Here is a 9,312-nt window from a genome sequence, read left to right on the forward strand (position 1 = left end):
AATTTAACGCTTAACTATCACAAATTTAACGCCATATATTCATTGAATCTAGCATCACAGAATGGTAAGTTAGTGATAGAAACTTATTGGGTTGTCCTATCAGGAGGAATCGTTGGAAATGATCAAACAGTTAGAAACTGATATTTATGAAATCGATACTAAAGATTGGATTACTAAGTCAAATTCTATCATCGAGTCACAATACAAACTCACGATGCAGGAACAGAGAATTTTATTAATAACAGCTAGTAAAGTGCAGCCTAATGATGAGGACTTTAAGCCTTACAAATTTCGAGTAACAGATTTAATAGACAAAATAGGTATAGGCAATCAAACAAGTATGTATTTTTACATAAAAAATGTGGTAAAGGGATTACAAGGAAAAACAGTTGAGTTCCAAAAAGGAAATCAGACCATGATTGCTAACTGGCTCGTTACTTCCATTTATGAAGAACAAGAAGGAACAGTTATCCTTAAGTTTAATCCTGATTTAAAAGAGTTTTTTCTTCAGTTAAAAGAGCGTTTCACTACCTATCAGCTAGAAAATGTTATTCAACTAAGCTCGGTTTATTCTATTCGTATTTATGAGCTATTAAAACAATATGAGAGTATAAGAAAGCGAAGCTTTACGATCAGTGAATTACGGGAAAAATTGGGGATTGAAAAAACAAAATATAAACAATATGGTCACTTGAAAGATCGAGTTATTCATACAGCACAAAAAGAATTAGCAGAAAAAACCGATATTACGTTTACGTTTGAAGAGGAAAAAAAGGGGCGAAAGGTGGACAGTGTTGTTTTTTATATTCAAAGCAAAAAGGGAATGATTAAACATCCTTCTACTAGTTCCTCGCCTAAACAAACAGAAACGGAAGAACTGAAAGAGCGATTGAAAAAATTAAAGGTCAATGAGCGTTTATTCGAGTTTATCTTTAAAACTTATCCCTTAGAACAAATCAAACGAAATATCATGTATGCAGAAGAAAGAAAAGCAATTATAGCGTCTATTGGAGGATATACATATAATGCGATAAAAATGGATTATGCTTTAATTAATGATGATCCACATCAAAAAGAAGAAAATGAAGATTTAATAGATGAAGTGGATATTTTATTCCATCTTACTAAATACTGGCGTAAAACAAAGGAGCCTCTTCCTGATTGGTTCGTAGAAGAGGTTTCCATAGAAGAAATACAAAGACTTCTTCAAGTGTCTATAGAAGAGGCAAAAGCTATGTATAAACAGCTAAAGGAAGAGTTGTTTTTAAGTATTAAGACTCCAAAATCCATACCAAGCAAATAAAAAGCACAATAGCAGACCGATGAAATACTGAATACAAAAAAGCCAACCGCAAAACCGTTAGAAAGATCCGGTATTGGTTTTGCGATTGGCTTTTTGTATATTTTCCCCTTCTAAAATACGCATCCCAAAACAGCCAAATAAGCTCAAGAATTCACAAAATGTTCAAATTATTAAGTTTAATAAGGTGAAAATAGGTGTATCATATACGTAAAGAATATTCTGACTAATACAAAAAAGGGTGTATCAACATGCGAAAAACACTAAAAGAGCTGATTGAAGAAAATAAGCAAGAGCTATTGAACGATAAAAAAGCGCTAGAAAAAATCGAGAAACGGATAGAAGCACGGCACGAAATAAAAAAGTTAGCGTAGAGCTAAAGAATGTTTTGAACGGCTAAAAGGGCTGCGGGTGATCCAGACGAATCATCCGCAGCCTTTTTTGTGAAGCAACAAAAAACACGCTTTGTTCAGCGTGTTCAAGAATTTTTATCCTTATCTCTAAATTGCAAAACGGCGATTACGAGCATCCCAAAGCTGATCATTAATGACAAAGCTTCAAACGTCTCCATGCATGATCGCCTCCTCACCTAAAGCCTTCCCACATCCCAGCTTGTCCTATACTGAGTGCTTGGTCCTAAACATGTTAATAAAAGAAGAAAGGAAGAAATAAACGTTTCTTCCTTTCTTCCTTCCCTTTCGATATATAAAATAAAAGGGCTCCCTTTTTAGGGTTTCTTTCCCTGACTGACGCATAAGTTAGATATTAGCAGCCAGTATCCAAACCGCCATAATGATGTTACCTCCATACAACTTGAATAGAGCAAAAAAAAAAAGCCTGTAAAGGCTTTTTTTTATTTCACAGAATCTAAAGGGCTTTGATCAACAAACGAACGTTGCTCCAATGATGATTAATAAAATAAACAATACGATGATTAAAGCAAAGCCGCCGCCGAAACCTACACCACCATAGCCATAACCACCGTAACCACAACCGCAACCACCGTATCCACCATAGCCAAACATAGGCATCCCCCCTTTCGAAGAACTTTAAATTTTAAACTTTAATTAGTAAAAGCCGCCGCCCCAAAAGGACGCGCCGATAATAACAAGCAAAATAAACAATACAATCAGCAGAGCAAAACCTCCGCCGTAACCTGCGCCAACTCCAGCACCCATACTGCATCCCTCCTTAAAATGTCTCTATATAAAATATGATTAAATGTAAAAGGTGTAAGGGCTTGTTAGATGGGCTATGCTTTAGTCACAAGCATTTTGGGTGATCTTTTTTAAAAAAAATAAGCATATAACCCAATTAAATGAGATCTTACTGGGTGCTTGCATCTATTTGGCACTCGAAGAAAGAAAAGAAGAAAGAAACGTTTCTTCCTTTCTTCTAAAAAATAAAAGGAATCAAAAAGCTGATTCCTTTCGATCCCTTATCCTATTTTCCGTTCTCCTTCAAATACTTCTCCAGAGCTTCTTCAATTAAAATATAAATATTCTTCTCCTGCATCAATGCCTGCATTTTCAATTCCTTATGCAGATCTGTTCGTAAATCGAAGGATACGCGCTTTCTTTCCACTTTCTTTTCTTCCTTTCTTGTTTCGTTGATTTCTTTATTTAAACCAACGTTGTTTTCTTCGTTGTTTTCCTGTCCGACCATTTCCGTTAACGCCTGGGTGGGAGTCATGACTCTCTGCTGGCGCTTCATGTTCTTGATGTCATTCACCTTTGACACGTTCAATCAACTCCTTATAAAAGCTTTTATAGGGATCTAGCGCTTGTTTCAGTTCAGGATTTTCATTAAATCCATACAGAGCTAGCCGGCCAACGGGTGCTTTTCGGGTAATCACCGTTTGAAACACCGCGTCCGGATAATCCTCTTCAATCATTTCATTGAATGCCTTGGCATCCGTACGCCTCACATCGTTCAGCGTGCGGAGGATCCCGATGACTTTCGTATCGCGATTCCCAAATTCATTCGCACTTTCAACAGAGTCCATAAAATTAGGAATGGCGGAGTAGCACCAGTTGGAGCTTTCAAATAGCACCACGACATATTCGCTTGCACAAAGAGCGTTTGTGGTCTGCTCGCTCAAGGATGGCGGTGTATCGATAATAATAAAGTCATATCCGTCCCGAACCTGCTCTAACACTTTATCTAATATTAAACTTGGGTTTCCGCTAAAAGGGATCGTTTCGCCCTTGTACGTCTTCCCTGTATAAATCCAGCGAGGCAGCGTGGCTAAAAAGTTGGTGGCTGGAAGCAGATCCAAGTTCTCGCCGATCGGCACCAAATAGCTTTTCACATCATGATGCTGCATCGCTTCAAGCACAGATCTCCCAATAAACTCATTCGATGGCTGCCCGGTCAAAAGCTCCGTCAAATTGCCTTGGGAGTCCATATCAATCGCCAGCACACGGTAACCGTCTTCTCTTAGCAAATGCCCAACAATGCCGGTTGTCGTACTCTTCCCGCAACCGCCTTTTTGGATGCCGAAAGTGATCACTTTACAAGACATCCATACCACCCCCTTTAATTTTCGCAAAAATTCCTCAAGAATCTTTCTTCCAACGTTGTTTTCTTCTTTTCTTTCTTTCTTCTTTTATTGTAATCTTCCTTTTTCTTCTTGTTAAGGGAATTCGCTTGTTTCTTGGGGGCTTTAATTCTCCCTTTTTCTTTTTTACTCGGATGATATTTTTTCAATATATTTATTCAGTACTTTATAAATATTCCCACAATAGGATTAATACTATGAATATAGTAAAAAGGTGCTATAATCTTGTGAGGATTAAGGAAAATATATTGAATTTTGTATAATTTTGGTTCTGTGATTAGAGTATTTTACAAAAATATTGATGCAGGCAAATAGGCTTAATCATGGGGGATAAATCGTACATAATTCATGGTTACATCAAAATAAGGAGTATGTAATGGCATGAAATTTAAAGGATTTAAAATAGGGACTAAGTTCAATCTTTTAATGATTGGCATTATTCTTACTTTGTCGATCACGATTAGTTTAGTCGCGAAGTACCAGATTGAAAAAGCAATGATGAACATTTATACAGATCAGGTCAGCATGGTCTCTGATATCGGCTATAACTGGCTAGATGCGACTTATCCGGGAGACTGGTCGATTCAAAACGGGATTCTGTATAAGGGAGATCATAAAATTAATAGTGATTATGATCTGGTGGAGGAACTCGGGAAGATCACAAATGGTGCAGTCACTATTTTTCAGCGAGATATTCGAATATCAACGACTGTAAAGGAAAATGGAAACAGAACAATCGGAACAAAAGCAGATCCGGAAATAGCGGATATTGTGCTGAACAAAGGAGAAATTCATACAGGACAAACCGTTTTGAAAGGTCAAACCTTCTTAGCGATGTATAAACCGATAAAAAACGCGAATGGGGAGATTATCGGCATGTGGGTGGTCGGACCACCTATTCATTCGATTAAAGAAACGGTTCTATCCGTATTATTTATGATTTCAATCGTATTGCTGATTTCTACCGTGATTGCGATAGTATGCAGCCTATTGTTTACTAGAACGATTGTGCGTCCAATGAAAACGATTAATATGCAATTAAAAGAGATCGCTGAAGGAGAAGGAGATCTCACGAAAGAGCTTTCGGTTACATCGAAAGACGAGATCGGGGATTTGGCCAGCTCGTTCAATAAAATGCTCTATAATCTCAGAAGCATGATTCAGCAAATTAGCTTAACATCTGAGCAAATTGCGGCTTCTTCTGAAGAGCTGACAGCGAGTGCCGAACAAACCACACAAGCAACGAACCAGATCACAACTGCTATTCAGGAAATAGCGATCGGAGCAGAGATGCAAGGACAGGGAGCCGTTGAAAGCTCAAAGTCCATGCAAGTGATGACAGAAAGCATTCAGCAAGTAGCTGAAACGACTGCTTCTGTATCAGAAGCTGCGATGGAAACGAGCAAAGAAGCAAACAAAGGCAATGAATCGATTCAAATGATTATGAAACAAATGGATATCATTCATGAATCGGTAGATGCATCTGCTTCTGTTGTGAATCGCCTCGGTGAACAATCGAAAGAAATCGGCAATATTACCGAAGTGATTATGGGCATTGCCGATCAAACGAATTTATTAGCGCTGAATGCGGCGATTGAAGCAGCAAGGGCAGGAGAACAGGGAAGAGGCTTTACCGTTGTCGCTGATGAAGTGCGGAACCTTGCGGAGCAATCGAAAGAATCTGCTACTAAAATCGCCGGTTTCATTAAACAAATTCAAGAAGATACGTTACATGCTGTGAGTGTGATGAATAAAGGAACGCATGAAGTTGCAGTCGGAATGGAAGTTGTTCATAAAACAAGCGAAGGCATCCAAAATATTTTAAGCTCGGTTGAACAAGTCGCTTCCCAGATTCAAGAAGCTTCAGCCGTCACGGAAGAAATGGCAGCCAGTGTAGAAGAAGTGAGTGCTTCGATCGAAGAAATGGCAAGCATTTCACAAGTGGCCGCATCGAATACCCAAAATGTCGCTTCATCATCTGAAGAACAGCTGGCATCGATAGAGGAAATTGCTTCAACTTCTGCTTCATTATCCAAAATGGCAGAAGACCTGCAAGAATTGGTGAATAAATTTAAGGTGTAGAATCGCAAAGAGCAGAGCTTCTCGTAGAGGCTCTGTTTTTCTTTATTCTTTAATATTACACTGAATATTCAAACTTTTATTGTGTTCTATATGATATGATAAATAGATAAGCTTTCTTCCAACGTTGTTTTCTTCGTTTCTTCGTTTATTTCTTTCTTCTTAGAAAAATGGTTTATATGCTATTGCCTTCAAATCAGACAACAATGGGACTATTCGCTGCACTTTGGGGCCGTTTTGCCGTGTTTTTCGGTGTTACCGGCGTATGAGACAAGTCGCCCCAAATGCAATAATGGTCTACTTTAACTTTATAGATTGAATGGGTGGAAAGGAATGATCTTGTGGACTGGAGTAAAATTGAAACCTTTTTAACATCAGGACAAGCATTTATCCCCGTTAATTTGCATGATAAAGGTGATTGTATCGAGATGTATATGAAAGACGGATCGGTGCAGGCTTTAGAGATTCAAAGTGAACAGTTTCTAAAAAAACTCCTCTATTATTTCGGTACGAGTGTTTCCGCCAATAAAAGACGATACGGCAAGCTGGTCGGCAAAACGAAGCTCGTTCCTATTGTTCTCTCTTACGGAATTACCTTAATTCCTTATTTGGTGAGGGAACCAATCGGGCGCCAAAGCCGTGTAGGCTGGTTTATTGCGAGGCAAATTCTAGGCTTTCAAAAGGAATCGCCGCATAAAACGAGTATTCAGCTTTCCAATCATGACATCTCTGTTTTCCATTCCGAGAAGTTTTGCTTTGAACAATTAAAGAATGCCCGGTGTATTGAGCTTTGCTTTGGGGAGATTCATGAACCTCATCGAAAAAGCTGGCTATTTTCGACAGGATAATTTCCTGTCTTTTTTTATTTTGAACATAAGACGTCGTGAGCGTCTCATGAAGGAATCAAAAGCAGCAAAACTAGAGCGAAATCCCCTGTTTTCACTGTGTACCAGCCTTTTGGCCGCTTTGATGGGCAGACAGAAGGGCGGATATAGTGTGTGTAATAGAAGGGAGGGATTCTTAGTGAACAGAGAAACACTGATCAAAAAAACGCTTGTTTTAGCGATTGAAGAGGGCCTGGATGAGAAGGGGAAGCCGATTGTAAAGCGCTATTCGTATGCCAACATCAAAAACAGCGCGACGGCTGAAAATCTGTCTGCGGCAGCTCATGCGCTTGCAGATTTGTACAACGGCACACCGTATGAATTTACGACCGTTAACACGAACGTCTTAATTTAATAGACGATTTTAAAAAGATGAGAAAGGAGGCTGTCCGCGATGAGCAAAACGTTAGAGCTGAACTTTGAAGGAGAAAAGGGGCCTGTGAAGGTGTCTGTTCGAAACCCAAAGGATCCCATTAGCCCAGCTGAAATTAAGGCAGCGATGGAAAAAATGGTTCAGGCGAATATTTTCACATCAAGCAACGGAGATTTAGTTGGTGTGAATAGCGCCCGATTAGTCGACCGCACGACTCAGGATATTGAATTGTTCTAATTAGAAACGGAAGGTGCTCTGCCTTCCGTTTTACTTTACGAAAAAGGGAGTGGAAGAAGTGGAGAACATGGATTGGGTTACGATGATAGGCCAATTAGGATTTCCGATTTTAGTGAGCTTGTACTTGCTGCATCGGATGGAGAAGAAGCTCGATCAGCTGTCGCAATCCATTCAGGAACTGGCGATGTCCCTTAAATAGAAGGAGGATCTAAGGATGGATGTAAACAATCTTCTTCAGCGATCTGAAGGGAAGCTAATTGGCGTGCATGCGGCGGTATCGGAGAGGGCTAGGCTTTTAATCGAAAAAGCGCATGCGGAAGGGATTTTTATTATTGTCACGCAAGGGTTACGCACCTATGCGGAGCAGAATACGCTATATGAGCAAGGCCGCACAAAGCCAGGGAAAATTGTGACGAATGCACGCGGGGGGTATTCTTTTCATAATTTCGGCCTTGCGTTTGACTTCTGTGTCTGTGATATTGTCGGCGGCAAATTAGTGCCGAATTGGTTCGTCGATCAAAGGTGGAAGCGAGCTGGTGAAATCGGCAAATCCCTTGGGCTCGAATGGGGCGGCGACTGGACAAGCTTTAGAGATTACCCTCACTTCCAGCAAACATTCGGCCTCACCCTAGCACAATTGCGAAATGGGGTGAAACCAGCAGTGACGAAGAAGGAAGAGGCTAAAAAATACCGTCTATGGACGGGAACATTTAAAGATAAACAGGAAGCCGAGAAAGCAGCTGAACGGCTGCGGAAAACATTTGGCTGGCTTGTCTATGTGAAAGATGCTTAATCCGCCGAAACTTGGCGGTTTTTTTTCTTAAAAGAAAGAATCTTACATAAGCTAGTTATGTCAGATTTTTAATAATAGAAGGAAGTGTTCATCCATAAGGGGGTAAAGAGCGCTTCGAAGTGGGCTGTTTAGGCGTGAAAATCTTTTTTAATGTCATTTTTAAAAGGGGGGAGGTCAGATTTATGAATACGGTTCAGCCCATACGGGACAGGGAGAAAATTGAGGCGATGAAGAAGATTTTACGCGCATCCTCGCTTAGAAATGAGCTGCTGTTCGTTTTAGGCATCAATACAGGCCTGCGGATCAGTGATCTTCTAGCTATTCAAATAGGGGATGTTTTAAAAGAACAGGGAGCTGCGGACCGGCTGGAACTAAGAGAAAGAAAGACGGGCAAATCTCGTTATATCGCTTTAAATAAAAAAACTAGAAAATTAATAGAACGATATATAGAAAGAGAACGGCCTGGCGCAATCTCCACTGATCCTTTGTTTTTAAGCCAAAAAGGAGGAGGAATCAGCCGGCAGCACGCCTACGCGCTACTGAATGATGCGGCGCGATCTGTTGGGATCCGTGAACGCATTGGCACGCATTCACTGCGGAAAACATTTGGCTACTTCGCTTATAAAAACGGTGTTGATTTATCCATGATCCAGAAGCTGCTGAATCATTCGAGCCAGGCGGAAACGCTAAGGTATATCGGCATTACGCAAGACGAAATGGATGAAGTGACGCTGAATCTGGATTTATAGCCATATTACTCTAGTAAAAAAACTATTTAAACTGTTGACTTAATGAAATTATGATAGTAATATAGTAAATCTCACCGCGAAAATGCAGTGAGGAAATAATTTTTTAAAAAATATCAATTAAGTTATTGACTTTAAGGAATAAGTCGTGTAAAATTTATTCTTGTCGCTAACGAAAATTAAAAACTATTTTAAAAAAGTTATTGACGAATCGAGAACAAAATGATATATTATTATTCTGTCTCGAAAAATTAGTTCTTTGAAAACTAAACAAAGCAGAAACGTCAACGTTTTAGTCTTTTTACTTAAAAAAAGACATTTATGAGCTAATCAACTCACA

At 39.5% G+C, this 9,312-nt stretch carries 14 protein-coding genes; 9 read left to right on the forward strand and 5 right to left on the reverse strand.

Annotation, left to right across the window (positions count from 1 at the left end; genetic code table 11):
• Positions 1 to 118: 118 nt before the first annotated feature.
• Entirely contained in the window at positions 119 to 1,303 is a 1,185-nt protein-coding gene (locus H0173_RS15640; protein ID WP_221847441.1) for a replication initiation protein, read from the forward strand.
• Positions 1,304 to 1,551: 248 nt separating this feature from the next.
• Entirely contained in the window at positions 1,552 to 1,674 is a 123-nt protein-coding gene (locus H0173_RS15645) for an FbpB family small basic protein (protein WP_221847442.1), read from the forward strand.
• A 104-nt stretch (positions 1,675 to 1,778) separates the two neighbouring features.
• Here H0173_RS15645 and H0173_RS15650 read toward each other — a convergent pair whose 3' ends face one another.
• The 5 genes from H0173_RS15650 to H0173_RS15670 form a co-directional block, all read right to left on the reverse strand.
• The gene (locus H0173_RS15650) at positions 1,779 to 1,871 is read right to left on the reverse strand and encodes a putative holin-like toxin (protein WP_221847443.1); all 93 of its coding nucleotides are present in this window, start codon (positions 1,869 to 1,871) and stop codon (positions 1,779 to 1,781) included.
• A gap of 310 nt (positions 1,872 to 2,181) precedes the next feature.
• Complete coding sequence (locus tag H0173_RS15655) at positions 2,182 to 2,325, reverse strand: YjcZ family sporulation protein (protein ID WP_221847444.1); 144 nt, start codon at positions 2,323 to 2,325, stop codon at positions 2,182 to 2,184.
• Positions 2,326 to 2,367: 42 nt separating this feature from the next.
• Positions 2,368 to 2,478, reverse strand: a complete 111-nt coding sequence (locus tag H0173_RS15660) for a YjcZ family sporulation protein (protein ID WP_221847445.1) — start codon at positions 2,476 to 2,478, stop codon at positions 2,368 to 2,370.
• A 265-nt stretch (positions 2,479 to 2,743) separates the two neighbouring features.
• Positions 2,744 to 3,040, reverse strand: coding sequence for a hypothetical protein (locus H0173_RS15665; protein ID WP_221847446.1), 297 nt, complete (start codon positions 3,038 to 3,040; stop codon positions 2,744 to 2,746).
• A complete protein-coding gene (locus tag H0173_RS15670) occupies positions 3,024 to 3,824 on the reverse strand; it encodes a ParA family protein (protein ID WP_221847447.1) in 801 nt (266 codons plus the stop codon). Before H0173_RS15670 ends, H0173_RS15665 begins: the two co-directional genes overlap by 17 nt.
• Before the next feature lie 417 nt (positions 3,825 to 4,241).
• Here H0173_RS15670 and H0173_RS15675 point away from each other — a divergent pair, with 417 nt between their 5' ends.
• The 7 genes from H0173_RS15675 (at position 4,242) to H0173_RS15705 (ending at position 8,975) form a co-directional block, all read left to right on the forward strand.
• On the forward strand, positions 4,242 to 5,942 hold the full coding sequence (locus tag H0173_RS15675) for a methyl-accepting chemotaxis protein (RefSeq protein ID WP_221847448.1): 1,701 nt from the start codon (positions 4,242 to 4,244) through the stop codon (positions 5,940 to 5,942).
• Between the two features lie 338 nt (positions 5,943 to 6,280).
• Positions 6,281 to 6,787: a hypothetical protein gene (locus H0173_RS15680; protein WP_221847449.1), complete on the forward strand. Its 507-nt coding sequence runs from the start codon at positions 6,281 to 6,283 to the stop codon at positions 6,785 to 6,787.
• Entirely contained in the window at positions 6,747 to 7,178 is a 432-nt protein-coding gene (locus tag H0173_RS15685) for a DUF1659 domain-containing protein (RefSeq protein WP_221847450.1), read from the forward strand. The genes H0173_RS15680 and H0173_RS15685 overlap by 41 nt, the downstream gene beginning before the upstream one ends.
• A 39-nt stretch (positions 7,179 to 7,217) precedes the next feature.
• Positions 7,218 to 7,433, forward strand: a complete 216-nt coding sequence (locus H0173_RS15690) for a DUF2922 domain-containing protein (RefSeq protein ID WP_221847451.1) — start codon at positions 7,218 to 7,220, stop codon at positions 7,431 to 7,433.
• Positions 7,434 to 7,500: 67 nt separating this feature from the next.
• Entirely contained in the window at positions 7,501 to 7,632 is a 132-nt protein-coding gene (locus H0173_RS15695) for a YvrJ family protein (protein ID WP_221847454.1), read from the forward strand.
• A gap of 15 nt (positions 7,633 to 7,647) precedes the next feature.
• On the forward strand, positions 7,648 to 8,226 hold the full coding sequence (locus tag H0173_RS15700; protein WP_221847452.1) for a M15 family metallopeptidase: 579 nt from the start codon (positions 7,648 to 7,650) through the stop codon (positions 8,224 to 8,226).
• Between the two features lie 182 nt (positions 8,227 to 8,408).
• Positions 8,409 to 8,975 (forward strand): site-specific integrase, encoded by a 567-nt coding sequence (locus H0173_RS15705; RefSeq protein ID WP_221847453.1) that lies wholly within the window; start codon positions 8,409 to 8,411, stop codon positions 8,973 to 8,975.
• The last annotated feature ends 337 nt before the right edge of the window (positions 8,976 to 9,312 follow it).

The sequence above is a fragment of the Bacillus sp. S/N-304-OC-R1 genome (genome assembly GCF_019749375.1).
Taxonomy (GTDB): domain Bacteria; phylum Bacillota; class Bacilli; order Bacillales; family Cytobacillaceae; genus Cytobacillus.

Bases quoted from the DNA above. Each gene is read 5' to 3' on its own strand.
- H0173_RS15705 (WP_221847453.1), top strand. From the start codon at position 8,409: ATGAATACGGTTCAGCCCATACGGGACAGGGAGAAAATTGAGGCGATG.
- H0173_RS15675 (WP_221847448.1), top strand. From the start codon at position 4,242: ATGAAATTTAAAGGATTTAAAATAGGGACTAAGTTCAATCTTTTAATG.
- H0173_RS15655 (WP_221847444.1), bottom strand. From the start codon at position 2,325: ATGTTTGGCTATGGTGGATACGGTGGTTGCGGTTGTGGTTACGGTGGT.
- H0173_RS15660 (WP_221847445.1), bottom strand. From the start codon at position 2,478: ATGGGTGCTGGAGTTGGCGCAGGTTACGGCGGAGGTTTTGCTCTGCTG.
- H0173_RS15685 (WP_221847450.1), top strand. From the start codon at position 6,747: ATGAACCTCATCGAAAAAGCTGGCTATTTTCGACAGGATAATTTCCTG.
- H0173_RS15690 (WP_221847451.1), top strand. From the start codon at position 7,218: ATGAGCAAAACGTTAGAGCTGAACTTTGAAGGAGAAAAGGGGCCTGTG.
- H0173_RS15650 (WP_221847443.1), bottom strand. From the start codon at position 1,871: ATGGAGACGTTTGAAGCTTTGTCATTAATGATCAGCTTTGGGATGCTC.
- H0173_RS15640 (WP_221847441.1), top strand. From the start codon at position 119: ATGATCAAACAGTTAGAAACTGATATTTATGAAATCGATACTAAAGAT.
- H0173_RS15695 (WP_221847454.1), top strand. From the start codon at position 7,501: ATGGATTGGGTTACGATGATAGGCCAATTAGGATTTCCGATTTTAGTG.
- H0173_RS15670 (WP_221847447.1), bottom strand. From the start codon at position 3,824: ATGTCTTGTAAAGTGATCACTTTCGGCATCCAAAAAGGCGGTTGCGGG.
- H0173_RS15700 (WP_221847452.1), top strand. From the start codon at position 7,648: ATGGATGTAAACAATCTTCTTCAGCGATCTGAAGGGAAGCTAATTGGC.
- H0173_RS15645 (WP_221847442.1), top strand. From the start codon at position 1,552: ATGCGAAAAACACTAAAAGAGCTGATTGAAGAAAATAAGCAAGAGCTA.